18 protein-coding genes are annotated in these 24,132 nt (G+C 64.5%); 11 read left to right on the top strand and 7 right to left on the bottom strand.

Going from position 1 to position 24,132, the window contains the following annotated elements; all coding sequences use genetic code 11:
* The first annotated feature begins 47 nt into the window (after nucleotides 1–47).
* Both ACVJ5M_RS02805 and ACVJ5M_RS02800 read left to right on the top strand, forming a co-directional pair.
* Nucleotides 48–1,376 carry a polyhydroxyalkanoate depolymerase gene (locus ACVJ5M_RS02805; protein ID WP_063980052.1) on the top strand — a complete coding sequence of 443 codons (1,329 nt, stop codon included), beginning with the start codon at nucleotides 48–50 and terminating at the stop codon, nucleotides 1,374–1,376.
* Nucleotides 1,377–1,593: 217 nt separating this feature from the next.
* Nucleotides 1,594–2,433, top strand: a complete 840-nt coding sequence (locus tag ACVJ5M_RS02800; protein WP_063980051.1) for a M48 family metallopeptidase — start codon at nucleotides 1,594–1,596, stop codon at nucleotides 2,431–2,433.
* 369 nt (nucleotides 2,434–2,802) lie between these two features.
* Here the strand turns inward: ACVJ5M_RS02800 and ACVJ5M_RS02795 are convergent, their stop codons facing one another.
* Entirely contained in the window at nucleotides 2,803–3,468 is a 666-nt protein-coding gene (locus ACVJ5M_RS02795; protein ID WP_063980050.1) for a hypothetical protein, read from the bottom strand.
* A 536-nt stretch (nucleotides 3,469–4,004) separates the two neighbouring features.
* Entirely contained in the window at nucleotides 4,005–6,218 is a 2,214-nt protein-coding gene (locus ACVJ5M_RS02790) for a transglycosylase domain-containing protein (protein ID WP_063980049.1), read from the bottom strand.
* 168 nt (nucleotides 6,219–6,386) lie between these two features.
* Between ACVJ5M_RS02790 and ACVJ5M_RS02785 the strand changes: the two genes are divergently transcribed.
* The gene (locus ACVJ5M_RS02785) at nucleotides 6,387–6,812 is read left to right on the top strand and encodes a DUF1330 domain-containing protein (protein ID WP_063980048.1); all 426 of its coding nucleotides are present in this window, start codon (nucleotides 6,387–6,389) and stop codon (nucleotides 6,810–6,812) included.
* A 177-nt stretch (nucleotides 6,813–6,989) separates the two neighbouring features.
* Here the strand turns inward: ACVJ5M_RS02785 and ACVJ5M_RS02780 are convergent, their stop codons facing one another.
* From ACVJ5M_RS02780 to ACVJ5M_RS02770, 3 genes are all read right to left on the bottom strand, one after another.
* On the bottom strand, nucleotides 6,990–8,216 hold the full coding sequence (locus tag ACVJ5M_RS02780; protein ID WP_063980047.1) for an ABC transporter substrate-binding protein: 1,227 nt from the start codon (nucleotides 8,214–8,216) through the stop codon (nucleotides 6,990–6,992).
* A gap of 273 nt (nucleotides 8,217–8,489) precedes the next feature.
* The gene (locus tag ACVJ5M_RS02775) at nucleotides 8,490–9,716 is read right to left on the bottom strand and encodes an ABC transporter substrate-binding protein (protein WP_063980046.1); all 1,227 of its coding nucleotides are present in this window, start codon (nucleotides 9,714–9,716) and stop codon (nucleotides 8,490–8,492) included.
* A gap of 147 nt (nucleotides 9,717–9,863) precedes the next feature.
* Nucleotides 9,864–10,220, bottom strand: coding sequence for a DUF1304 domain-containing protein (locus ACVJ5M_RS02770; protein WP_187388035.1), 357 nt, complete (start codon nucleotides 10,218–10,220; stop codon nucleotides 9,864–9,866).
* A gap of 97 nt (nucleotides 10,221–10,317) precedes the next feature.
* Here ACVJ5M_RS02770 and ACVJ5M_RS02765 point away from each other — a divergent pair, with 97 nt between their 5' ends.
* Nucleotides 10,318–10,848 (top strand): methylated-DNA--[protein]-cysteine S-methyltransferase, encoded by a 531-nt coding sequence (locus tag ACVJ5M_RS02765; protein ID WP_063980044.1) that lies wholly within the window; start codon nucleotides 10,318–10,320, stop codon nucleotides 10,846–10,848.
* Nucleotides 10,849–10,856: 8 nt separating this feature from the next.
* On the opposite strand, the gene ACVJ5M_RS02760 is transcribed toward ACVJ5M_RS02765, so the two are convergent.
* Complete coding sequence (locus tag ACVJ5M_RS02760) at nucleotides 10,857–13,646, bottom strand: [protein-PII] uridylyltransferase (RefSeq protein ID WP_063980043.1); 2,790 nt, start codon at nucleotides 13,644–13,646, stop codon at nucleotides 10,857–10,859.
* Between the two features lie 189 nt (nucleotides 13,647–13,835).
* Between ACVJ5M_RS02760 and ACVJ5M_RS02755 the strand changes: the two genes are divergently transcribed.
* The 7 genes from ACVJ5M_RS02755 to ACVJ5M_RS02725 all read left to right on the top strand — a co-directional run bounded on the left by ACVJ5M_RS02755 (nucleotide 13,836) and on the right by ACVJ5M_RS02725 (nucleotide 21,174).
* Nucleotides 13,836–14,807, top strand: a complete 972-nt coding sequence (locus ACVJ5M_RS02755; protein ID WP_038943838.1) for an aliphatic sulfonate ABC transporter substrate-binding protein — start codon at nucleotides 13,836–13,838, stop codon at nucleotides 14,805–14,807.
* 241 nt (nucleotides 14,808–15,048) lie between these two features.
* Entirely contained in the window at nucleotides 15,049–15,894 is an 846-nt protein-coding gene (locus ACVJ5M_RS02750; protein WP_063980042.1) for an ABC transporter permease, read from the top strand.
* A gap of 4 nt (nucleotides 15,895–15,898) precedes the next feature.
* Complete coding sequence (locus ACVJ5M_RS02745) at nucleotides 15,899–16,684, top strand: ABC transporter ATP-binding protein (RefSeq protein WP_063980041.1); 786 nt, start codon at nucleotides 15,899–15,901, stop codon at nucleotides 16,682–16,684.
* A 54-nt stretch (nucleotides 16,685–16,738) separates the two neighbouring features.
* Complete coding sequence (locus ACVJ5M_RS02740) at nucleotides 16,739–17,248, top strand: OsmC family protein (RefSeq protein WP_028149375.1); 510 nt, start codon at nucleotides 16,739–16,741, stop codon at nucleotides 17,246–17,248.
* 175 nt (nucleotides 17,249–17,423) lie between these two features.
* On the top strand, nucleotides 17,424–18,239 hold the full coding sequence (locus tag ACVJ5M_RS02735) for a hypothetical protein (protein WP_063980040.1): 816 nt from the start codon (nucleotides 17,424–17,426) through the stop codon (nucleotides 18,237–18,239).
* A gap of 231 nt (nucleotides 18,240–18,470) precedes the next feature.
* Entirely contained in the window at nucleotides 18,471–19,058 is a 588-nt protein-coding gene (locus ACVJ5M_RS02730; RefSeq protein WP_456679253.1) for a GrlR family regulatory protein, read from the top strand.
* Nucleotides 19,059–19,497: 439 nt separating this feature from the next.
* The gene (locus ACVJ5M_RS02725) at nucleotides 19,498–21,174 is read left to right on the top strand and encodes a methyl-accepting chemotaxis protein (protein WP_187387844.1); all 1,677 of its coding nucleotides are present in this window, start codon (nucleotides 19,498–19,500) and stop codon (nucleotides 21,172–21,174) included.
* A gap of 123 nt (nucleotides 21,175–21,297) precedes the next feature.
* Here the strand turns inward: ACVJ5M_RS02725 and mutS are convergent, their stop codons facing one another.
* Nucleotides 21,298–24,036 carry a DNA mismatch repair protein MutS gene (gene mutS, locus ACVJ5M_RS02720; RefSeq protein ID WP_063980037.1) on the bottom strand — a complete coding sequence of 913 codons (2,739 nt, stop codon included), beginning with the start codon at nucleotides 24,034–24,036 and terminating at the stop codon, nucleotides 21,298–21,300.
* Nucleotides 24,037–24,132: the final 96 nt, after the last annotated feature.

Genomic DNA, 24,132 nt, shown 5'->3' with positions numbered 1-24,132 from the left:
ATATTACGCATTCGGCAGTATGTTGCGATGCGAAGAGGATTTTAACGATGCCTATTGGTGAGTTCGGCGGCGCGCCGCCCCTGGCGGCCGAAGGCAGTCCGGTCCTGACGACGCCGATGTACTGGATGTACGAGATGGGGCAGGCCTCTCTCAATCCGGCGCGTGCGGTCACCGATGCGACCAAGCTCCTGTTTCAGAATCCCCTCAATCCGTGGGCGCGCACCGAGGTCGGCAAGTCCGTCGCCGCGGCCTGTGAATTGTTCGAACGCACCACGCGCCGTTACGGCAAGCCGGAATGGGGCCTCAACGACACCGAGGTCAACGGCATCCGCGTTCCCGTCGAGGTCCGCTCGGTCTGGGAAAAGCCGTTCTGCAAGCTGCTCTACTTCGATCGCAAGTTCGCCCGTCCCTTGCGCAGCCCGCAGCCGCGCGTGCTGATCGTGGCGCCGATGTCCGGCCACTACGCGACGCTGCTGCGCGGCACGGTCGAGGCGTTCCTGCCGGCGCATGAGGTCTACATCACCGATTGGGCCGACGCCCGCATGGTGCCCCTGAGCGATGGCCGCTTCGATCTCGACGACTACATCGACTACGTCATCGAGATGCTGCACGTCCTTGGCGGCAACACCCATGTCATGGCGGTGTGCCAGCCCTCCGTTCCCGTCGTTGCCGCCGTCTCGATCATGGAAGCGCGGCGCGACCCCTTCGTGCCGACGTCGATGACGCTGATGGGCGGCCCGATCGACACCCGCCGCAATCCGACCGGGGTGAACAAGCTCGCCCAGGAGCGCGGCATCGACTGGTTCCGCAACACCGTCATCACCAAGGTGCCGTTCCCGCATCCGGGCATGATGCGCGACGTCTATCCGGGCTTCCTGCAGCTCAACGGGTTCATCAGCATGAACCTCGACCGGCACATGGACGCCCACAAGCGCCTGTTCGCCAATCTGGTGAAGGGCGACGGCGACCTCGTCGACAAGCATCGCGACTTCTACGACGAATATCTCGCGGTGATGGATCTCTCCGCCGAGTATTATCTGCAGACGGTCGACACCGTGTTCGTGAAGCACTCGCTGCCGAAGGGCGAGATGACCCATCGCGGAACACGCGTCGACCCCTCGAAGGTCACGCGCGTGGCGCTGATGACGGTCGAAGGCGAGAACGACGACATCTCCGGGCTCGGTCAGACCGAAGCAACACACACATTGTGCAGCTCGATCCCCGATCACCGCCGCGTTCATTACGTTCAGAAGGGCGTCGGGCATTACGGCGTGTTCAACGGCTCGCGCTTCAAGTCGGAAATCGTGCCGCGCATCCATGACTTCATGGTCTCGGCTGCGAATCCGAGCTCGTTGCAGGCCCTCGCGGCCGAATAAGCGCGTTTTTCGGCTTTCCCGCTGAAAATCGACGCCCTGCCGGGGGTTCCGGCAGGAGTTGGTTCCCTCCAGATTCGCGGTATTTAGGTAGCTTTATAGGAGTGATTCCCACCTCAGCCCTTGGGGGTGCCGCATGCGTCCAGCGGGGGCGAAAAAACCGGGTTCCAACCCCAGTCTGTAGGGTCTCCCGGACGCTAGACCGCTGTATATTGGGCAAATGATTTGTTTTTGCGCCGAGCGCTTTCCCTGGCGGCGGTTATGGCAGAATCCGGGCGCCCTCCTGCCCCCCGGACTGACAGACATGGCCACTCGCGCACTCCTCTATCGACGGCCCCACGAGCCGAAGACCCTGGTCATCACCCATGGATCGCAGTTTTTTGCGATTCGATTGCGTCGGCACCGCCGCGCGCGCCGCTACACGCTCAGAATCCATCCGAGCGATCGCGAAGCCATCCTCACCATCCCGCCGCGCGGCACGCTGGCCGAAGCCAAGGACTTCGCACAACGTCACGGCGCGTGGATCGCTGCACGTCTCGGCCGTTTGCCGAAGGCTGCGCCGTTCCAACCCGGCACAGTGATACCGCTACGCGGCACGGCCCATCGTATCGTTCATCGTGCCGGCACGCGCGGCACGGTATGGACGGAAGTGCGCGACAGCGGTGAACGCATTCTCTGCGTCGCCGGCGGGGTCGAGCATGTCGACCGCCGCGTCAGCGACTTCCTCAAGCGCGAGGCGCGCCACGATCTCCAGCGCTCGGCGGAGGCCTATGCCGTCGAGCTCGGCGTCAGGGTCAAGCGCCTCTCGATCCGCGATCAGTCCAGCCGTTGGGGCTCCTGCACCTCGGCCGGCTCGCTGTCGTTCTCCTGGCGCCTGATCCTCGCGCCGCCCTACGTGCTCGACTACCTCGCCGCGCACGAGGTCGCCCATCTCGTCGAGATGAACCACTCGGCGCGGTTCTGGCGCGTCTGCGGAAAGGCCTGCCCGTCGATGGAGCGCGCCAAGAAGTGGCTCGATACGCACGGCAACGACCTGCACCGCTATGGGGTCGAGGATTGATCCTCGTCGCAGACTAGGCCTCGCTGCTAGCCCAACACTCACTGTCGTCGCCCGGCTTGACCGGGCGACCCAGTATTCCAGAGGCGGTTATTGTTAAGCCGAGAAGCCGCAGCGTACTGGATTCCCCGCTTTCGCGGGGAATGACAGCGGAGGACGGGGCGACATCAGTGCGTCTCGTGCCACGCTTTCCGATTTCCCCGAACGACCGACCCATCGGACTATCTAAGGCGAGCAGCTCTCGTCGCGCGACATCGCGGACGCTGAACGCCGGCGATAGCTGCTCGTTGTTCGGCGTCAGCCGGGATGATCTTGCTTGATGTGCTTTGACTCGTCGCCCGGATGCCGGGCGTCCTCAGACCATCTCTCAGGTCAGGCGCTGATATCTGCGCTTGTCCCCGGCTGCGCGCGCGAGGCGAGATAGGACGATTGCAGTTGCACGGCGGCCTTCGGGCCCTCGGCCAGCATCGCCTGGAAGGCCGCGTCGAGCTGATCGCGACTATAGGTGGCAGAATTGCTTTGACGCGGTGTCCATTGCGATTGCGTGATCGCGGTGGACGCTTTTTCGACGGTGCCGCCAAGCAGCTTGGCGTAATTGTCGGCTCGCCATTGCGCCAGATCAGGTCCACTCAGGCCGGGAGGATCCTCGAGCTTGCCGATCTTTGCGGCCGCCGCGTTGGTCATCGTCGAGGACCCGCCATTGTACAGAGTGGCCACCACCTTGCCGTCAACCTTCACCTGGGCATAGGTGTTCTCAGGTGCATCGTCCGAGGCGGCCGGTTGAGTCGCGTTCGCGCCGTGGGTCATCAGCCAATTCGTTGCCATCAGGTCGCGCAGGACTGGGTTATCAGCCACCGAGATCGGCTTGGCGCCTTGCAGCGGCTTGAGTTGCGACACGCTGATTCCGGGGCTGCTGGTCGCAGCGTCAGTTGCAGTCGACGCCTCCGGCTGGAGATCTGATGTCGTTGTCACATTGGAACCGGACGTTGATGCAGGACGCAGATGGGGCAACGCCGCGCTGGATAGACCTGTAATCATGGAACGCTCCTTCCCACTAAACCCGAGTCTTCGGAACTCAACCTAAGAGAGCAATTCCTGGGCCGATGTCGGAGCCTTGAAGAGACTGGTGTTTTGGCGTTCAGGGATATTTCGGCATCGGTAAATCTTGCCGTCTTGGGCAGGACTTGTTGGGCAGGACTTGTTGGGCAGGACTTGCCGAAGCCGTGGCGCGATGTCAGCCGGAGCAAAACGCTGCTGGCCGCATCCAGTACGCCGCGGCAGCTGTTTTGAATCTCGACGTCTCGGAATACTGGATTCCCCGCTGGAGCCCGTCATTGGGCTAGCCGAAGGCGAGACCCGGTGGCGGGGAATGACAGTTGAGAGTGGGGCGACGTCAGCGCGCTTTGCGCGATCCCCGCCATACTTCGCGACGATTGCGCGGCACGCTCGATTTGTCCCGCCGGATCAAACGTTTCCTACAATCCACCGCGCGGCGCGCCTGAAGTCACCGGCTACTGTGCATGGGGTTGTTTTCGCGTTTTTTGTCTTGAGGCCCTGGGGACCTCAGCTCGAAGCTACCGATTTCCGCCGAACAGCCGGTCCATCAGCCAGCCGTCGAGGCCTGCTGCGGCTTCCGGCCGCACATTGGCGCGCGTCGGAGGCGGGCGATAGCCGCCACTGCTCGCCGGTGCCGGTCCAGGCGCCACCGCCGTCGGCGGCGACACCTGCGATGCCGCCTGCGCGAGGTTCGAGAGGCCCCAGGTCGCTTGCGAGTTCGGCAAGGCGGCCACCGGCACGCCCTCGTGCGCCGTGCGCATGAAGCGCGACCAGACTTCGACGGGCAGGCCGCCGCCGGTCGCCTTCTTGGTCGGCGAGTTGTCGTCATTGCCGAGCCAGACGCCGGTGACGAGGTTGGCGGTGTAGCCGATGAACCAGGCGTCGCGATAATCCTGGCTGGTACCGGTCTTGCCGGCCGCCGGCCAGCCGGGGATCTCCGCCTTCTTGGCGGTGCCTGATATCAGCGTCTCCCGCATCATCGTGTTCATCATGCCGACATAGCGCGGGTCGATCACCTGATTGCGCTCTTCCGCTTGCCGCATGTAGAGCAGCTTGCCACTGAGCGTCCTGATCCGTGTGACGACATGCGGCGCCACGGCGAAGCCGCCATTGGCGAAGGGGGCGTAGGCGCCGACCAGCTCGACGACCGAGACTTCGGAGGTGCCGAGCGCGATCGAGGCATTGGGCTCGAGCTTCGAGGAGATGCCGAGCCGGTGCGCGGTGCGCACAACGTTCTTCGGCCCGACCTCGAGACCGAGGCGGATGGCGACGGTGTTGAGCGACATCGCCAGCGCCTGCGTCAGCGTCACCGCGCCGAAATATTCATGGGTGTAGTTCTCGGGCTTCCAGCCCTTGACCTCGATCGGCGCGTCCTGGCGCACCGTGTCCGGCGTCAGCCCCTGCTCGAGCGCGGTCAGGTACACGAACGGCTTGAACGAGGAGCCCGGCTGGCGCTTCGCAGTGACCGCGCGGTTGTACTGGCTGTCGGAATAGTTCCGTCCGCCGACCAAGGCGCGCACCGCGCCGTCGGGCGTCATCGCCACCAGCGCGCCCTGGCTGACATTGAACTTGACGCTCTTGGCCGCGAGCTCGTCGATGATGGCGGCTTCCGCCACGCTCTGCAGCTTCGGATCGATCGTGGTCTCGACCTTGATGCTCTCGTCGATCTGGCCGACCAGATCGTCCAGCACCTCGCCGATCCAGTCGGCGACGTAGTTGAGCGTGCCGGCGCCGGCCGGCTTCACGTTGTAGGAGGGGTGGCCGATCGAGGCCTGCGCCTGTGCTTCGGTGATGAACTTGGCATCCGCCATCGCCGCGAGCACGATCTGCGCGCGCGCTTCCGCGCCTTCCGGATTGCGGTTCGGCGCCAGCCGCGACGGCGATTTGACGAGGCCCGCCAGCATCGCGGCCTCGGCGACGGTGACGTCCTTCGCCGACTTGCCGAAATATTTCTGCGCCGCGGCCTCGACGCCATAGGCGCCCGAGCCGAAATAGACGCGGTTGAGATAGAGCTCCAGAATCTCGTTCTTGGAATGCTTGCGCTCCAGCCAGATCGCGAGCTCCGCCTCCTGCAGCTTGCGCGCCATGGTCCGCTCCTGGGTCAGGAACAGGTTTTTCGCGAGCTGCTGCGTCAAGGTCGAGCCGCCCTGCGAGACGCCGCGATGGAGTACGTTGGTGACGAGGGCCCGCAGGATGCCAATCGGGTCGATGCCGAAATGCGAGTAGAAGCGGCGATCCTCGATGGCGATGAAGGCCTTCGGCAGATAGGGGGGCAGGTCCTTCAGCGAGACGTTGGCGCCCGCCATCTCGCCGCGCTGCGCCAGCATACTGCCGTCGATGCCGACGATCTGGATCGTCGGCGGGCGCTTGGGAATCTCCAGCGACTGGATCGGCGGCAGATGGGCGCCGACATAGATCACGACGCCGATCACGGCGATCATGCCCCACAGGCCGAGCACCGCACCCCAATAGACGAGGCGGCCGAGGCTGAAGCCTCCGCCCGATTTCGACCGGCGCTTGGCGCCGCTGCGGCCGGCTTGTGCCTTCCGCTCGCGCGGCGGCTCGTCGCCGGCATCCTCGCTCTTGCGCTTGGCGGATGATTTCGTTGATTTCTTCGGCTTGTCCTCGCCGCCGGGGACGCGGTCGGCCGCGGTCAGGCGCAGATCGGCGAGCGCAGCAGGCAAGCCGAACAACGGCTCCTTCCGCCCACCCTTTTTCTTTCCCCACGCCATACGCAAAACGCCCGGTCAGCCCGCCCCGCCGCACGCTACCGGTCGCTGTTTAAGGCCCGGTTACCCAGAGCTTAACGCGCGATTAGGAGGTGCGGCATTCGCCTGCCGCAGTTCCGCTCGCCGGGCGGCAGGGCTAGGATCGCCCGCATAAAACAAGAGGGAACCGGCATGGGCCATATCGATCCGAGCAAGGAGATTTTCGCGCAGTTCCGGGACAACGACCGCCCCGGCCCGATCCACATGCTCAATCTGGTGCGTTTGCGCAAAGAGGCGGCCTATCCTGACGGCCGCAAGGCGAGCGGCGCGGAAGCCTACGCTGCCTATGGCCGCAACAGCGGCCCGGTGTTCGAGCGCCTCGGCGGCCGCATCGTCTGGCAGGGCAAATTCGAGCTGATGCTGATTGGCCCGCAAGAGGAGCGCTGGGACCATTGCTTCATCGCCGAATATCCAAGCGTTGCCGCCTTCGTCGAGATGATCCGCGATCCCGTCTATCGCGAAGCGGTGAAGCATCGGCAGGCCGCGGTGGAGGATTCACGGCTGATACGGCACGCGGTGCTGCCGGTGGGGAAGAATTTTGGGGAGATACCGGAGTAGATGTCTCTGCGCGCATCTCCCTCCGCCGTCATGGCCGGGCTTGACCCGGCCATCCACGCCCTTGCCTTGCCGCTCCAAGAACGTGGATGCCCGGGCCTTCGCCGCGCCGAAGCGGCTTCGGCCGCGCAGGCGGGACAAGCCCGGGCATGACGTCGTTGAGGCAGTTGTTTCCGAGAACTAATCGATCGGGCCGGCATCCTCCAGGATCGGGCCGAACAGCTCCCAGCGCTCACCGTTGAACTTCATCATCTGAAGCTGCTTGTTGACGCGGTAGTCGGTCGGCGAGGTGTTGGCCTTGATGCCGGGCAGCGCGGTGTCACTGACGACGTCCTTCAGCGACGCGGCCTGCTTCATAACGTTCTCGCGCGTCAGGTCGTCGCCGCACTGCTTCAGCACATGGACCAGCAGCTGCGCCGTGCTGTAGCCGTAGGTGTTGAAGTTCGAGTCCTTGTCGCCGTCCGGATAGTACTTCGCCATGAAGTCGAAATACCTCTTCAGGCCGGCATCGTCCTTCCAGGTCGGATCGAGCGGTTCCTTGCCGTAGTTGACGCTGATCAAACCCTTGGCGGCATCGAGGCCGGCCGGCTTCAGCACCGCGCCGACCGAGGTGGCGTTGATGTCGACGATCTGCACCGGATGCCAGCCCATCTCGGCGATCTTCTTGATCGCTTGTGCGGCCTGCTTCGGCGTGGTGGCGCTGAAGAACAGATCGGCGCCGGCGTCCTTGATCTTGAGGACCTGCGAATCGACGGTCGGATCGGAGACTTCGTAGGAGGCTTCGGTCACGATCATCTTGGCGGCCTTGTCGCCGAGGCCGGCCTTGATGCCGTTCAGATAGTCCTTGCCGAGGTCGTCGTTCTGATAGAGCACGCCGATCTTGGCGTTGGGATGCTCCTTCAGAATGTACTGGCCGTAGATGCGGCCTTCGACGAAGTAGTTGGGATTGAAGCCCATGGTCCACGGGAAGTTCTTCGGATCGGTGAACCTCGATGCGCCGGTGGCCGCGAACAACTGCGGCACCTTCTTGGAGTTGAGATATTTCTGCACCGCCGCGTTCACGGGCGTGCCGATGATCTGGAAGGTCAGCAACACCTCGTCGCTCTCGACGAGCTTGCGGATCTGCTCCACGGCCTTCGGCGGCGAATAGGCGTCGTCATACTGGATCAGGTTGATTTTGCGACCGTTGACGCCGCCCTGGTCGTTGATCATCTTGAAATAGGCGGCCTGGGTCTTGCCGATCGACGAATAGACCGATGCAGGTCCCGAGAACGGCATGGTCTGTCCGACCTTGATCTCGGTGTCGCTGGCGCCCGGATCATATTTTTTCTGGGCACTGGCCGTGGTGACCGACAGCGCCAGGGTCAGCGCCGTTGTCGCGGCCAGATGCAGCATTCCATTCCTCATTCGCAATTTCCTCAGTTTGTTATTGCCGATGATCTGCCCGGATGCTCTTGCGCACAGGACGTCACCGCTGAGGGCGATTGTGGATGAGGCGTTGCTGCAACGCAAGGTGGGTGGAGACGCGCAGTTCGTAGGGTGGGTCAGCCTTGCGGCTGCGCGAAGCGCAGTCCGCCAGGCGTAACCCACCACTTCTGTTGCCGCGGATGTCGAAGAGGTGGATTACGCCGAGCAGATGCGCTTTGCGCATCTGCAGGGCTAATCCACCCTGCGCAGTTACTAACCCGCCGGGCCGTTGTCCTCGATGATCGGGCCGAACAGCTCCCAACGCTCGCCGTTGAACTTCATCATCTGCATCTGCTTGTTGACGCGATAATCGTTCGGTCCGGTGTTGATCTTGATGCCGGGCAGCGCGAAGCTCGGGGTGAAGTCCTTGATGTTGGCGACCTGCTTCATCACGTTCTCACGCGACAGGTCGTCGCCGCACTGTTTCAGCACCTGCGTCAGCAACTCGGCGACCGAATAAGCATAGGTGTTGACCGTGTTGAGCTTGTCGCCTTCGGGGAAATACTTGTCCATGAAGGCGAAGAACGCTTTCACGCCCGGATCGTCCTTCCACTGCGGGTCACTCGGCTCCTTGCCGTATTGGGTCGAGATGATGCCCTTGGAGATGTCGAGGCCGGCCGGCTTTAGCGTCGCCGAGATCGGGCTCGCGTTGATGTCGAGGATGTGCACCGGCGTCCAGCCGAGCTCGGCCACCTTCTTGATGGCCTGCGCCGCGAACTTCGGCGTCGAGGCATCGTAGAAAAGATCGGCACCGAGCGACTTCAGCTTGACCACCTGCGAGTCGACGGTCGGGTCGGTGACCTCGTAGGACACTTCGCCGACGATCATCTTGGCGGCCTTGTCGCCGAGGCCGCTCTTGAGGCCGGCGAGATAGTCGCGGCCCATGTCGTCGTTCTGGTAGAGCACGCCGATCTTGGCATTGGGGTGATTGGCGAGAATGTACTTGGCGTAGATGCGTCCCTCGGACACGTAGTTGGGATTGTAGGCGATGGTCCAGGGATAGTTCTGCGGATCGTTGAAGCGTGCGGCGCCGGTGGAGGCCAGCAGCTGCGGGATCTTCTTGCCGTTGAGATATTTCTGCACGGCGGCGTTCGCGGCCGTGCCGATGATCTGGAAGGTGAACAGCACCTCGTCGCCTTCGACGAGCTTGCGCACCTGCTCGACCGTCTTCGGCGGCGAATAGGCATCGTCATACTGGATCAGATTGATCTTGCGGCCGTTGATGCCGCCCTGATCGTTGATCATCTTGAAGTAGGCGGCCTGGGTCTTGCCGATATTGGCGTAGACGGAATAGGCACCGGAGAACGGCACGGTCTGGCCGATCTTGATCTCGGTGTCGCTCGCGCCGGTGTCGTATTTCTTCTGGGCGAGGGCTTGGCTGGCGGAGAACGCGAAGGCGAGCGCCGCCGTGGCAGCTATGAAGGCTCTGCGATTGTTCATCTTGGTTGTTCCTCCTGACGGAATTTCCGGTCGACGGTCTTTTCCCGTTGATTGCAACGGTCGCCATCGCTGCCGGAGAGTGTGGAGGAAGGTCCGGCGCCGCGCAAGGATCGCGACGCTGCGCCGTAGCGTCTCAGGTCACGAGAATCAGGTCAGAAACAGCGCAACCAGCGCGATCGCCGCCGGCAGCGCCTGCACGAGCAGGATGCGGGTGCTAACGGTCGCCGCACCATAGGCGCCGGCCACGATCACGCAGAGCAGGAAGAATGCCTTGATCTGGAATGCGAAGGCCGGGTTGCCGTGGACGAGACCCCAGATCAGGCCGGCGGCGAGGAAGCCGTTATAGAGCCCTTGGTTGGCCGCCAGCACCTTCGTGATCTCGGCCTTTTCAGGCGTATTGCGGAATGTCTTCAAGCCAAGCGGCTTGTCCCAGAGAAACATCTCCAGGATCAGGAAGTAGGCGTGCAGTGCGGCGACCAGCGCCACCAGGACATTGGTGATCAGAATCAAGTTGAGCCCCCCAAAGCGTCAGCTTTCGGGTGGACGTTAGCACGGCCGGCATGGCAAGTGCGATGGCGTGTTTCGATGCAATGGTGCCGCAATGCCCGCTCGATCAACCAAACCGCCTGAACGATTCGGCCTCGATCGCCTGACGACGCCGATCGGGATCGCGCTGCTCGTCACCGATGCCGAGGGTGCGCTGCGCGCGCTCGACTGGGAAGACTACGAGCCCCGCATGCGCGAGCTGTTGCGCCTGCACTACGGCGCCGTGGATCTGAGCGATCAGCCTGCGCCGACGGAGATGCGGACGGCGTTGTCGGGCTATTTCGAAGGCGATCTCGGCCAGCTCTCGGGCGTCGCATGGCGCATCGCCGGCACGCCGTTCCAGCAGAAGGTCTGGACCGCGTTGGCAAAGATCCCTGCCGGCACCACGATGAGCTATGGCGCGCTGGCCGCAAGGATCGATATGCCCAAAGCCATTCGTGCCGTCGGCCATGCCAACGGCTCAAACCCGATCAGCGTGGTGCTGCCCTGTCACCGCCTGATCGGCGCGGATGGCTCGCTGGTGAAATATGGCGGCGGGCTCGAGCGGAAGCGCTGGCTGCTGCGGCATGAGGGGGTAGAGATTTAGCTCTCTCCTCACGCCGCCGGCTGCACCGCCTTGTCGCCGGCCATCACGTGGGTCAGCGCGCTCTTGATTGCGGACTGGCGCGTCGGCGCGTTGATCTGCGCGCCCAGGAGGTCGGTGACGTAGAACACGTCGCGGGCACGCTCGCCGAAGGTCGCGACATGGGCCGAGGCGATGTTCAGATTGAGCTTCGAGATCGCGGTGGTCAGCTCGTAGAGCAGGCCGGGGCGGTCGAGGCCGGACATCTCGATCACGGTGTAGCGGTCGGACCATTGGTTGTTGATGGTCACTTCCGGCTCGATCGTGAAAGGCCGCGCCTTGCTGCGCACGGTGCGCCGCGCCACCACTTCGGGCAGCCGCAGCTTGCCTTCCAGCACGTCCTCGATCATCTCGCCGATGCGCGTGGCGCGCCGGCCCTCGTCCTCGTCGCGGTCGTATTCCCTGGAGATCGAGATCGTGTCGAGCGCGCGGCCGTCGGTCGTGGTGTAGATCTGCGCGTCGACGATGTTGGCGCCGGCCGAGGCGCAGGCGCCGGCGATGATCGAGAGCAGCCAGGGATGGTCGGCGGCGAAGATCGTCAGCTCGGTGACGCCGCGCACCTCGTCGAAGCCGACATTGATCGCGAGCTTGTGGCCGGCCTGCTCGCTGGAGCGGACGAAGCGGGCATGGCGGATCTTCCGCGGCAGCTCGACCTTGAGCCAATAGGCGGGATAGTGCCGGCCGATATAGGCATCGAGCTCGTCCGCCGGCCACTCGGCGAAGGCCATGCGGAATTCGGCGTAGGCGGCCGTGAGGCGCTTGCCGCGGTCGACTTCCGAGAAGCCGCCGGTCAGCACCGGTTCGGTTTCATAATAGAGCGAGCGCAGCAGCTGCGCCTTCCAGCCGTTCCACACGCCCGGGCCGACGCCGCGGATGTCGGCGGTGGTCAGGATCGTGAGCAATTTCATCTGCTCGACCGATTGCACCACGGCGGCGAAATTCTCGATGGTCTTGCGGTCAGAGAGGTCGCGCGACTGCGCGACCGTGGACATCGTCAGATGCTCCTCGATCAGCCAGGCCACGAGCTCGGTGTCGGCCGCGCTGAAGCCGAGCCGCGGGCACAGCCGGCGCGCCACCTTGGCGCCCGCGATCGAGTGATCCTCCGGCCGTCCCTTGGCGATGTCGTGCAGCAGCGTCGTGATGTAGATCACCGCACGGTGCTCGGGCCGGATCTTGCGGAAGAGATCGCTGGCGACCGTGAACTCCTCGATGCCGCCGCGCTCGATGTCCTGCAGGAAGCCGACGCAGCGGATCAGATGCTCGTCGACGGTGTAGTGATGATACATGTTGAACTGCATCATCGAGACGATCTTGCCGAAGGCGCGGATGAAATGGCCGAGCACGCCGGTCTCGTTCATCCGACGCAGCACGATCTCGGCGTTGTCGGAGGTCAGGATCTCCATGAACAGCCGGTTGGCTTCCGGGTTCTCGCGCAGCTGCGCGTTGATCAGTCCGAGCGAGCGCGTCACGTCGCGCATCGCGTCCGGATGGAAGGCGAGGTTGTTCTTCTGCGCCAGGCGGAAGATCCGGATCAAATTGACCGGATCGTGCTTGAACACGTCGGGCGCGGCGACGTTGATGCGGTTGTTGTCGACGAGGAAGTCGTCGCTGTCGGGGACGCGGCGCTTCGCGGGGGCGGGGCGCAGCCGCGCCATCATCCGGCTCAGCACCGGCGCGGGCTTGGCCTGCTGGTCCTCGAGCTTGGCGCAGAGGATGGCGGTGAGGTTGCCCACTTCCTTGGCGACCAGGAAGTAGTGCTTCATGAAGCGCTCGACGTCCTGCATGCCGGGATGCGAGGTGTAGCCGAGCCGGACCGCGATCTCGCGCTGGAGATCGAAGGAGAGGCGCTCCTCCGCGCGGCCGGAGTAGAAGTGCAGATTGCAGCGCACCGACCAGAGGAAGTCGGCGCAGCGGCGAAACGTGCGGTATTCCTGCGCGTCAAACACGCCGCGCTCGACCAGCTCGTCGGTATCACGGACGCGGTAGACGTATTTGGCGATCCAGAACAGCGTGTGCAGGTCGCGCAGGGCGCCCTTGCCGTCCTTGACGTTGGGCTCGACCAGGTAGCGCGACTGCCCGCCGCGGCGGTGGCGCTCCTCGCGCTCGGCGAGCTTTGCGGTGACGAATTCGGACGCCGTGCCCTGCACCACGTCCTTGTCGAAGCGCGCGACCAGTTCGTCATAGAGCGGCTGGTCGCCGGTCAGGAAGCGCGTTTCCAGGATTGCGGTGCGGATGGTCATGTCGCCGCGCGCCTGCCGGATCGATTCATCGACCGAGCGCGTGGCGTGTCCGACCTTCAGTCCCATGTCCCAGAGACAGTAGAGAATGGCCTCAGCCACCTGCTCACCCCAGGCGGTCTGCTTGTAGGGCAGGATGAACAGGAGATCGATGTCGGATTCCGGGGCCATCAGGCCGCGGCCATACCCGCCGGTCGCGACCACCGCCATGCGCTCCGCGCCGCTCGGGATCGGCGAGCGGTAGAGATGCCGGGTCGCTGCCGAATACAGGATGCGGATGATCTCGTCCTGCACGTGGCACAGCCGCTCGGCGCAGCGCCTTCCGTGACGGTCCTTCAGCAGGATCGCCTGCGCCGCAGCGCGCGCCGCGATCAGCTCGGCCTTGAGCAATTGCGCCATGGCCGTGCGGAACGTGTCCTCACGTCCCTGATGCTTCTCGGCAAGCGCATCGACCGCGGCGGTGATCCGCGCGGTGTCGAAGCGATCGTCCACCTCGGCCTTGTGCTCAGTCGCGACGCTGTCCATGTCTCACCGGATATAAGAGGTGACAGGCGCTGTCACCCGCCATTCTCTGGCAATAGTCGTTCCATGCTGGAAAAGCCCCGCTTTGAGCAAATCTGTTCTCAGCAGACGGGCTTTCGGGATAGCGATTTTCTCGTTGACCTCTAGAAATAACTCATTGAAAAACAATGAAGTTTGTTGAGGAGGCTGGGCATGACCGGGATTACACGACGCATTCTGTTGGCGGGGGCTGTTGCGCTCGCCATGACCCCTGCGGCACGGGCGGCGGATCCGCTCAAGGAAATCCGCATCGACTGGGCGACCTACAATCCGGTGTCGATGGTCCTGAAGCAGAAGGGCCTGCTGGAGAAGGAATTCGCCAAGGACGGCATCAGCATCATTTGGGTGCAGTCGGCCGGCTCCAACAAGGCGCTCGAATTCCTCAACGCCGGCTCGATCGATTTCGGCTCGACCGCGGGCTCGGCGGCGCTGGTGGCGAAGATCAACGGAAACCCCATCAAGTCGATCTATGTCTATTCGCGTCCCGAATGGACGGCGCTGGTGACATCAAAGGATTCCAAGATCGCGAGCGTTGCTGATCTCAAGGGCAAGCGCGTCGCGGTGACGCGCGGCACCGATCCGCACATCTTCCTTGTGCGCGCGCTGCTCGGTGCAGGCCTCACCGAAAAGGACATCACGCCGGTGCTGCTCCAGCACGCCGACGGCAAGACCGCGCTGATCCGCGGCGATGTCGATGCCTGGGCTGGCCTCGATCCGATGATGGCGCAGGCCGAGGTCGAGGAAGGTGCAAAACTGTTCTATCGCAAGGCGGATGCCAACACCTGGGGCATCCTCAATGTGCGCGAGCAGTTCTTGAAGGACTATCCGGACGCCGCCCGCCGCGTACTCGCGGTGTATGAAGAGGCCCGCAAATATTCGCTGGCGAATTACGATGACCTGAAGAAGACCTTCATCGCCGTGACCAAGCTGCCGGAGGCCGTCGTCGACAAGCAGCTCAAGGAGCGCACCGAGCTCACCCACAGCCGCATCGGCGCACCCCAGCGCGAGTCGATCCTCGCTGCCGGCCTTGCCCTGCAGCAGGCCGGCGTCGTCGACGCCAAGGTCGACGTGAAGGCGACGCTGGATGCCCTGATCGACGACCAGGTCCCGCTGCCGACGAACTAGTTCTGCGCAAGAGGCAGGCGCGCGCAACAAACTCCGCTGTCGTCCCGGGGCGCGAAGCGAGCCCGGGACCCATAACCCCAGGGAGTAGTTTGACGCGAAGGCGGTCACTCCGAGTCCCCGTAGCCATGTCTGCCTGTGGCTATGGGTCCCGGGCTCGCGCTTCGCGCGCCCCGGGACGACGGGCTGAGGGCGCGGCAAGAGTCATGTTGCATTCCGGCGTGAGACGCGCTTCCTACCGGCCATGATCACCGACGCGCCAGTCCTGCAACAGACCTCGGAACCGGCCGAAAGTGCCGCCGCGCCCTCGCGGCTGTCGCGTTATGCGCGGCCGTTGCTTGGAATCTTGCTGCCGCTCATCCTCGCGCTCGGCTGGGAGCTGGTGGTCTGGTCCGGCTGGTCCAACGGCCGTCTGGTGCCGTCGCCCTCGCGCGTCTTTGCGACCATCACCGAACTCGCCCGCTCCGGCGAGCTGGTCCGCCACATCGCCGCGACGCTGTGGCGGGTCGGTCTCGGCTTCGCCTTCGGCGTGATCGCGGGCACCGTGCTCGGTGCCATCTCCGGCTATTGGTCGCTGGCGCGGCGGCTGCTCGATCCGACCGTGCAGGCGCTGCGTGCGATCCCTTCGCTGGCCTGGGTGCCGTTATTCATCCTCTGGCTCGGCATCTTCGAGACCTCCAAGATCGCGCTGATCGCGGTCGGCGTGTTCTTCCCGGTCTATCTCGGCGTGATGGGCGCGATCCTTTCCGTCGATCGCAAGATCGTCGAGGTCGGTCGCACCTTCCGCCTCTCCGGGTTCGCCATGATCCGCCGCATCCTGCTGCCCGCGGTGCTGCCGGCCTATGTGGTGTCCTTGCGTGTCGGCCTTGGTCTGGGCTGGATGTTCGTGGTGGCGGCCGAGCTGATCGGCGCTTCCGAAGGCCTCGGCTATCTCCTGCTCGACGGCCAGCAGCTCGGCAAGCCTGCGCAGATTTTGGCCGCGATCGTGATCTTCGCCATCCTCGGCAAGCTTACCGACTGGCTGATCGAGGTCGGGGCTGCGCCGTTCCTGCGCTGGCAGGACGCCTTCGGGCGCGCGAAGGGAACGTAACACGATGCTGGCGCTCGACCGGGTCAGCAAGACCTATCCCAACGGCGTGCAGGCGCTGGCGCGTTTTTCCGCCGAGATCAAACAGGGCGAGATCGTCGCCATCATCGGCGGCTCCGGCTGCGGCAAGTCCACGCTGCTGCGCGCCATCGCAGGCCTCGATCGCGCGAGCGCAGGCACGGTGACGCTCGACAGCGAGGCGATCAATTCGCCGCACGCAAAAATCGGCATCATCTTCCAGGAGCCGCGGCTTCTGCCCTGGCTCAGCGTCGCCGACAATATCGGCTTCGGCCTTGCCGACCTGCCCGCGACCGAGCGGCGCGAGAAGGTGGCGCGCGCGCTCGCCCGCGTCGGGCTCACTGATAAGGCGCAGGCCTGGCCGCGCGAGCTCTCGGGCGGGCAGGCGCAGCGCGTCGCGATCGCGCGTGCGCTGGTGCCGCAACCGGAAGTGCTGCTGCTCGACGAGCCGTTCTCCGCGCTCGACGCCTTCACCCGCAGGGATCTCCAGGATCATCTGCTCGACCTCTGGGCCGACACCCGGCCGACGCTCATCCTCGTCACACATGACGTCGACGAGGCCGTGGTGCTGGCTGATCGCGTTTTGGTGATGCGGCCGCGGCCGGGCCGGCTGTTCGACCAGATCGAGATCAATCTGGGCCGGCCGCGCGATCGCAATTCGCCGCTGTTCGAGAATTTCAAGCGAAGTGTGCTGACGTCACTCGACCGTTCGCTCGACCGCAACGTGCCCGACCGTGACGCAACCCAGGGTCCCGGTCAGGCCATGTGGTGGTGACATTTTCTCTCTGAGCCGGTACATCGAGGGACGATTTTTCCGGGAGAGAACAAGATGGACGCCGCAGCACTGCGCCAGATGCAGGCCCCGATCAAGGAACGCTACAAGACCGATCCCAAGACCGCGATGATCACGCTGAAGGCCAAGGGCTCGACCGACAGCGAAGGCATCGCCTGCAAGGTCGAGACCGGTCGCGCCATCGCGATGGCTGGCCTGCATCCCGCGACCGGCGGCTCCGGCCTCGAGCTGTGCTCCGGCGACATGCTGCTTGAAGCGCTGGTTGCCTGCGCCGGCGTCACGCTGAAATCGGTCGCGACCGCCATCGAGATCCCGCTCAAGACCGGCAACGTCTATGCCGAGGGCGATCTCGATTTCCGCGGCACGCTCGGCGTCGACAAGGAGACCCCGGTCGGCTTCGCCGAGATCCGCCTGCGCTTCGAGGTCGACACCGACGCGCCGCAGGACAAGCTTGATCTGCTCCTGAAACTCACCGAGCGCTATTGCGTGGTCTACCAGACCATCAAGAACGGCCCGAAGGTTTCGGTGTCGATGCAGCGGATGTGACTTCCTGACCCTCCCCTTGAGGGGGAGGGTCGATCGCGCGCAGCGCGAGCGGGGCGGGTGATCTCTCCACTCGGGCGCCGTATCCGTCGAGAGACTGTCACCCCACCCCGTCTCATATTTCGCTACGCTCCATATGAGCCGACCCTCCCCTTCAGGGCAGGGTAAGAAGCAAAAAATGCCCCCCGAGCTCCACTTCATCATCTTCCTCGTCCTGCGCATGGCGATCGCCGCGGCGTTCGTCGTGTCCGCGTCGTTCATTGCCGAGCGCACCGGTCCGGTGATCGGCGGACTGGTGGCGACCTTGCCGATCTCGGCCGGTCCTTCCTACGTCTTCCTCGCGCTCGACCATGATGCCGCCTTCATCGCGCAGGGCGCGCTGTCGAGCCTTCCGGTCAACGCGGCGACGATCGTCCTTGGGCTCACCTATGTCGTGCTGGCGCAGCGGAACAATCTGCTGGTGAGCGCCGGCAGCGCGGTCGCGGTGTGGATCGTGCTGGCCTCCATCATCCGCCTGTTCGACTGGACCCTGACCGCCGGGCTCGCTGTCAACCTGGTCGCCTTCGGCATCTGCATTCCGCTGCTCGCACGATACCGCCATGTGAAGATGCCGCTGGTGACGCGTCGCTGGTACGACATTCCATTCCGCGCCTCGCTGGTCGCGACGCTGGTTGCGATCGTGGTCTCGACCTCGGGCTGGGTCGGCCCGCGGGTGAGCGGCGTCATCGCGCTCTACCCGATCGTGTTCACCAGCATGATGGTGATCCTGCATCCGCGCATCGGCGGCCCGCCGACCGCCGCCGTGCTCGCCAACTCCGCCTGGGGCCTGCTCGGCTTCGGTCTGGCAATTGCGGTGCTGCACGTCGCCGTCACGCAGTTCGGCTCGGCGATCGGCTTGAGTTGCGCACTCGCCACCTGCATCGGCTGGAACCTGACGCTGTGGTGGATGGGACGACGGAAGAGGCCGATGCATCAGCCGCGCCGCGCTTCGTAAGGCGAGTTACGCTGCGCTTGGGACCTCAACCCTGCGTCAGGATAGTTAGTTACCCGGGCTGGCAGACCCGCTAAACTGGCAACAGAGCAAGATCGGGGCGTGCAGTGGAGGGATTGTACAAGGTCGAATACGATATCAACGACGGCTCCGGCCGCAGCGTGCTGTACGCCCATGCCGGGAAAATGCTTGGCGGCAACACGGCCTTCGCGCACTTCGGCACCTACGAGATTGGTGGACGGCGAAATCGTCGCCAGGCTCCGGACGAAGCGCCACAGCCGGTCGCCGCAGCACAGGTCGCTGGTCAGTTCCGACGCCGTCACAATCAGCATTCGCGGTCGACCGCAGGGCAAGCTCTACCGCTTCGAGGGAGAAGTGGTCGAGGACGCCTCGGTGTTTCGCGCCGTGATGACGCCGCTCGGCGACGATGACGTTCCCCCGCCCGGTGCGGTCGGCGAGGGCGGCATCGTCAGCGGACTCTATTCGATCGATATCCGGATGCTGGATGGAATTACCGGTGGCCATACCGGCGTGATGTTGCTGCGCGACGGCCGCATCCTCGGCGGCGATGCCTTCTTCTATTATCTCGGCGCCTATTCTTCGGCGAACGGTCGCTGGAAAGGCGAATTCGTCAATCAGGAACACACGCTGGCAAAGAGCGAGCATCCCTTGTTCGGTGGCTATGAGGTGGGCATCGGCTTCTCCGGCCACTGCGATGACAAGGGCGCCGACATGGAAGCGATCGCGCTCGCCGGCAAGCGCAGCATCCGCCTCGCCGCCACCTTGAAGCTGATCGAGCCGTTTGCCAGGGTGGGCCGCTGACGGCCGCCGGAAGGCGTTGCGTTAATGGGGCAGCATCCTGGACGGTAGTCGCGCGGAAAAGCGCGCGCGGGGCCGCAATCCGTTCATGTCGCGACGTCGCTAAGTATCGATTTGATCGTTGCTAATTCGCGTTTCGGCCGTTTCTTCCGCCGGCCATTTTCGGTTCCATCACTCCGTATTTCTTCGGAGATGGGCTGCCCGATTCCGATAGGTGCATTAATCTAAATTTGGTGCATTCCCCGTAAAGCTACTCGTCGGTTGTCGTTTCCGCGTTTGGGCGGACATGGGCATCAAGGCGGGTCCTCTGTACGCGTGAACGGACCCACATAGTTCACAGCTAGTCATATTCCAACGCTCGGTCTGTCCGAGGGCGTCCGCTCGCCTGTCTTTGAGGCGCGTTGCGCTGCGGCACCATGCGATCCATTCTGGAGATGTTTTGATGTTTGGTCGTAATCCCAATGGAAATGCCCAGGCACAGCTCGACGCCATCGGCCGTTCGCAGGCGACGATCGAATTTGCACTGGATGGCACCATCCTCACCGCGAACGAGAATTTCCTGAAGGCCCTGGGCTATGGGCTGGAGGAGATCAAGGGAAAGCATCACTCCATGTTCGTGCCCGCCGATCAGCGAGGCGGCGCGGCGTACAAGGCGTTCTGGTCCGCGTTGAAGAGCGGCGAGTTCCAGGCCGCGGAGTTCAAGCGGATTGCAAAGGGCGGTCGCGAGATCTGGATCGAGGCGTCGTATAATCCCGTGCTTGACGGCGACGGCAAGCCGATCAAGGTCGTGAAGATCGCGACCGATATCACCGCGAAGAAGATCAATGCCATGACGGAAGCCTCCAAGGTGTCCGCCATCGGCCGCGCCCAGGCCGTCATCGAGTTCAAGCTCGACGGCACTATCGTGACTGCGAACCAGAATTTCTGCCAGGCGCTCGGCTATTCGCTGGCCGAGATCGAGGGCAAGCATCACAGCCTGTTCGTGGCCCCCGCTGAGCGCGACAGCGCGGCCTATCGCGAATTCTGGGCCAGGCTTAACCGCGGTGAATACCAGGCGGGCGAATACAAACGTATCGGCAAGGGCGGCCGCGAGGTCTGGATCCTCGCCTCTTATAACCCGCTGCTCGACGAGAACGGCAAGCCGTTCGGCGTTGCCAAATTTGCGACCGACGTCACCGCGGAGAAGCTGAAGAACGCCGACCTCGCTGGTCAGATCTCGGCGATCGACAAGGCGCAGGCCGTGATCGATTTCAACATGGACGGCACGATCATCACCGCCAATGCCAATTTTCTCGGCACGCTCGGCTATTCGCTGGCCGAGATCAAGGGCAAGCATCACAGCATGTTCGTCGAGCCATCGGAGCGCGACGGCGCTGCCTATCGCGAGTTCTGGGCCACGCTCAATCGCGGCCAGTACCAGGCGGCTGAATACAAGCGCATCGGCAAGGGCGGCAAGGAGGTCTACATCCAGGCCTCCTACAACCCGATCCTCGATCTCAACGGCAAGCCGTTCAAGGTCGTGAAATACGCCACTGACACCACGCGGCAGGTGCTGGTCCGCATGGGCAATGAGCGCGTCCGCGGCATGATGGAATCGGTCGCCGCAGGCTCGGAGGAGCTGAACGCGTCGGTGCGCGAGATCTCCGAAGCGATGACCAAGTCCCGCGAGACCGCGATGAGCGCGGTGGAGCAGGTTGCCTCTGCCGACGCGCAGGCGCAGCGGCTGACCGAAGCGGCGAAGGCGATGAGCGGCATCATCGAGATGATCAACAGCATTACCAGTCAGATCAACCTGCTCGCGCTCAACGCCACGATCGAATCGGCGCGCGCCGGCGAGGCTGGCCGCGGCTTCGCGGTGGTCGCTTCCGAGGTGAAGAGCCTCGCCAATCAGGCGAGACAGGCGACCGACAAGATCGGCCAGGAGATCGGCAGCCTCAACGGCATCTCCGGCGACGTCGTCAGCGCGCTCGGCTCGATCAAGCAGGCCATCAACAACGTCAGCGAATACGTCACCTCGACAGCCGCCGCCGTCGAGGAGCAGAGCACGGTCACGAACGAGATGTCGACCAGCATGCAGCGCGCCGCCGCGGAAGCTGCTGCGATGGCGGCAAGGGCGTAAGCCAAGCGCGCAGAAGTCGTAGGGTGGGCAAAGGCGCGCTCTTCGCGCGCCGTGCCCACCATCTTTCCGCGAATTGGTCGTTGAATGGTGGGCACGCTGCGCTTTGCCCACCCTACGGCACCGTCACGGCTTCGGCAGCTTGGCCTTCAACGCATAGAGCGCATCCAGCGCCTCGCGCGGGGACATCTCGTCCGGGTGGAGGGCCTTCACGGCGTCCATCAATAGCTCGGCCTCGGTCGGCGGTGCGGCTTCGGCGGCGGCGCGCGAGGGCACCGCGAACAGCGGGAGGTCGTCGGCAAGCGCGCGGGCGGTCTGGCCGCGGTCCTGGGCTTCGAGTTTCGCCAGCACGGATTTCGCACGCGTGATCACGGCCGGCGGCAGGCCGGCGAGCTTGGCGACCTGGATGCCGTAGGAGCGGTCGGCCGAGCCCGGCAGCACCTCGTGCAGGAACACGACATTGCCCTGCCATTCCTTCACCCGCACCGTCGCGTTGAACATGCGCGGCAGTTTTGCCGAGAGCGCCGTCAGCTCGTGATAATGCGTCGCGAACAGCGTGCGGCAGCGGTTGCTCTCGTGCAGATGCTCGATCGCGGCCCAGGCGATGGAGAGGCCGTCGAACGTCGCGGTGCCGCGGCCGATCTCGTCGAGGATCACGAGCGCGCGCTCGCCGGCCTGGTTCAGGATCGCTGCGGTCTCGACCATCTCCACCATGAAGGTGGAGCGGCCGCGCGCGAGATCGTCGGCGGCGCCGACGCGCGAGAACAGGCGGTCGATGATGCCGATCCGCGCGCGCGTCGCCGGCACGAAGCTGCCGATCTGCGCCAGCAGCGCGATCAGCGCGTTCTGGCGCAGGAAGGTCGATTTACCGGCCATGTTGGGACCGGTCAGCAGCCAGAGCTGGCCGGATTTTTGCGCCGGTGTTGGCGAGAGATCGCAGGCATTGGCAATGAATGGCTCGCCATTGCGCTTCAAGGCCTGCTCGACCACGGGATGGCGGCCCGCCTCGATCGCGAAGCCGAGGGAGTCATCCACGTCCGGCCGCACATAATTGTCGTCGACCGCGAGCTTGGCCAGCGAGGTCGCAACGTCGAGCAGCGCAAAGGCATGGGCGGCGGCGCGCAGATCGTCGCTGATATCAAGCGCCTTCGCGGACAGCCGCTCGAAGATCTCGAGCTCGAGGCCGAGCGCGCGGTCGCCGGCATTGGCGATCTTGGCCTCGATCTCGCCGAGCTCCGAGGTGGTGAAGCGCACCTGTCCGGCCAGCGTCTGGCGATGGATGAAGGTCGCATTCAGCGGCGCCGACATCAGCTTGTCGCCGTGCTGCGCGGTGACCTCGACGAAATAGCCGAGCACGTTGTTGTGCCGGATCTTGAGGCCCTTCACACCGGTATGATCGGCGTAGCGCGCCTGCATCGAGGCCACGACGAGGCGCGAAGCATCACGCAGGCTTCGCGTTTCGTCGAGCGCGGGCTCGTAGCCCTGACGCACGAAGCCGCCGTCGCGCTTGATCAGCGGCAGCGGGTCATCGAGGGCACTTGCGAATTCAGCGGCGAGCTCGCGCGACGGACGCTGCAGGGCCGCCATCACCACCGCGATTTCCTGCGGCGGCTGGTCGAGCTCGGAAAGGCGCGTCAGCACCTGGTCGGCGGCAATGATGCCGTCGCGCAGGCCGGCGAGGTCGCGCGGTCCGCCGCGGCCGACCGAAAGACGGGCCAGCGCCCGCGACATGTCGGGCGCGCCGCGCAGGATGCTGCGGATGTCTTCGCGCGCAGCGGAGTCCGCAACGAAGGCGCTGACGGCATCGAGCCGCCGCGCGATTGCGGGCGCGTCCGTCAGCGGCGCCGCGAGCCGCTGCGCCAGCAGGCGCGAGCCGGCCGAGGTCACCGTGCAGTCGATCGCGTCGAGCAGCGAGCCGCGGCGTTCGCCCGCGAGCGTTCGCGTCAATTCGAGATTGGCGCGGGTGGCCGGATCGATCGCCATGGTCGCGCCCGAGGCCTCGCGCGCGGGTGGCGACAACGGCGGATGCTTGCCGACCTGGGTGCGGTCGACATAGGTGACGGCGGCGGCTGCGGCGGTCGCTTCGAGCCGCGTGAGCTGCGCGAGCCCGTCCATGGTCGCGACGGCGAAATAATCGCACAGGCGTTTTTCCGCGGTGGCGCCGTCGAAGACGTCGCGGGTCAGCGGCGTCACCGCCGGCAGCTCGCGCAAGGTCTGTCCGAGCTCGCTGTCATTGTAGAGCGCGTCGGTGACGATCGCCTCGTTCGGATTGATGCGCGCCAGCGTCGCGGCGAGCTCGCCGCTAGAGCATTCCATCACCGTGAATTCGGCGGTCGAGATGTCGATCCAGGCGAGCCCAAAACGGTCGCCGCCACCGGAGGCGCGGGCACGCGCGATCGCCAGCAGATAATTGTTGGCGCGCGCGTCTAACAGCGTGTCCTCGGTCAGCGTACCCGGCGTGACCAGCCGCACCACGCCACGGCGCACCACGCTCTTGTTGCCGCGCGCTTTGGCGGCGGCGGGATCCTCGGTCTGCTCGCACACGGCGACCCGGTGGCCGGCGCTGATCAGGCGATGCAGATAGTCCTCGGAACGCTCGACCGGCACGCCGCACATCGGGATGTCGGCGCCCTGATGCTTGCCGCGCTTGGTCAAGACGATGCCGAGCGTCTTCGAGGCGATCTCGGCGTCCTCGAAGAACAGCTCGTAGAAGTCGCCCATCCGGTAGAACAGCAGCAGGCCCTGATGAGCCGCCTTGATTTCAAGGTACTGTTCCATCATCGGCGTGACGCGCGCGATGGCTTCCGCCGGCGGCGTGGGCGCTTCGTCAGGGGGCGGCACAGGTATCGGCTGTTGCATTGTCATGGGCGGCGCAACCTACAAAATTTCGCCTCCTGCTCCTACCGGTTTGGCCGGCGAGGGGAGGTTTTCCACGTTGTCCGCACCACGGCATGCATTGGC

The sequence above is a fragment of the Bradyrhizobium sp. S3.7.6 genome (assembly GCF_054061875.1).
The sequence above is the reverse complement of the archived record's forward strand: the minus strand, read 5'-3'. Positions and strand labels throughout refer to the sequence as shown.

Excerpts from the sequence above, each read along its gene's own strand:
- ACVJ5M_RS02805 (WP_063980052.1), top strand. The coding sequence starts at position 48 with ATGCCTATTGGTGAGTTCGGCGGCGCGCCGCCCCTGGCGGCCGAAGGC.
- ACVJ5M_RS02800 (WP_063980051.1), top strand. The coding sequence starts at position 1,594 with ATGATTTGTTTTTGCGCCGAGCGCTTTCCCTGGCGGCGGTTATGGCAG.
- ACVJ5M_RS02795 (WP_063980050.1), bottom strand. The coding sequence starts at position 3,468 with ATGATTACAGGTCTATCCAGCGCGGCGTTGCCCCATCTGCGTCCTGCA.
- ACVJ5M_RS02790 (WP_063980049.1), bottom strand. The coding sequence starts at position 6,218 with ATGGCGTGGGGAAAGAAAAAGGGTGGGCGGAAGGAGCCGTTGTTCGGC.
- ACVJ5M_RS02785 (WP_063980048.1), top strand. The coding sequence starts at position 6,387 with ATGGGCCATATCGATCCGAGCAAGGAGATTTTCGCGCAGTTCCGGGAC.
- ACVJ5M_RS02780 (WP_063980047.1), bottom strand. The coding sequence starts at position 8,216 with ATGAGGAATGGAATGCTGCATCTGGCCGCGACAACGGCGCTGACCCTG.
- ACVJ5M_RS02775 (WP_063980046.1), bottom strand. The coding sequence starts at position 9,716 with ATGAACAATCGCAGAGCCTTCATAGCTGCCACGGCGGCGCTCGCCTTC.
- ACVJ5M_RS02765 (WP_063980044.1), top strand. The coding sequence starts at position 10,318 with ATGCCCGCTCGATCAACCAAACCGCCTGAACGATTCGGCCTCGATCGC.
- ACVJ5M_RS02760 (WP_063980043.1), bottom strand. The coding sequence starts at position 13,646 with ATGGACAGCGTCGCGACTGAGCACAAGGCCGAGGTGGACGATCGCTTC.
- ACVJ5M_RS02755 (WP_038943838.1), top strand. The coding sequence starts at position 13,836 with ATGACCGGGATTACACGACGCATTCTGTTGGCGGGGGCTGTTGCGCTC.
- ACVJ5M_RS02750 (WP_063980042.1), top strand. The coding sequence starts at position 15,049 with ATGATCACCGACGCGCCAGTCCTGCAACAGACCTCGGAACCGGCCGAA.
- ACVJ5M_RS02745 (WP_063980041.1), top strand. The coding sequence starts at position 15,899 with ATGCTGGCGCTCGACCGGGTCAGCAAGACCTATCCCAACGGCGTGCAG.
- ACVJ5M_RS02740 (WP_028149375.1), top strand. The coding sequence starts at position 16,739 with ATGGACGCCGCAGCACTGCGCCAGATGCAGGCCCCGATCAAGGAACGC.
- ACVJ5M_RS02735 (WP_063980040.1), top strand. The coding sequence starts at position 17,424 with ATGCCCCCCGAGCTCCACTTCATCATCTTCCTCGTCCTGCGCATGGCG.
- ACVJ5M_RS02725 (WP_187387844.1), top strand. The coding sequence starts at position 19,498 with ATGTTTGGTCGTAATCCCAATGGAAATGCCCAGGCACAGCTCGACGCC.
- mutS (WP_063980037.1), bottom strand. The coding sequence starts at position 24,036 with ATGACAATGCAACAGCCGATACCTGTGCCGCCCCCTGACGAAGCGCCC.